Annotated in this window: 1 protein-coding gene; it reads right to left on the bottom strand. The window is 60.2% G+C overall.

All coding sequences use genetic code 11. The annotated features are described in order from the left end of the window. Positions 1–246: hypothetical protein (locus AK963_RS34715; protein ID WP_175404851.1), on the bottom strand; the 246-nt coding region annotated here is incomplete at both ends.

Genomic DNA, 246 nt, shown 5'->3' with positions numbered 1-246 from the left:
AGGTCCAGTCCACCTGCCCGGTGCCGTCGCCGGTGGTGTTGTTGCTGACCGTCGGCGTAAAGGAGCCCAGGTACCCGCTGGTGTCGGAGGTGACACTGACGGTCTGGACATCGGTGAGATCCACATCCGCAATGGCAAAGGAACCACTGTCGGATAATGTGGTGGTGTTTTCACCGGTGCCGCCATCCACAATCTCGGTCACCGCGCCGGTGACATCGGTGGCTGCAGTAATGGTCGGTACATCAT

Origin of the sequence: Endozoicomonas atrinae (assembly GCF_001647025.1) — a bacterium.
Lineage (GTDB): Bacteria > Pseudomonadota > Gammaproteobacteria > Pseudomonadales > Endozoicomonadaceae > Endozoicomonas > Endozoicomonas atrinae.
Note: the sequence above shows the minus strand (reverse complement) of the source record. Positions and strands in the feature narration are given on the sequence as shown.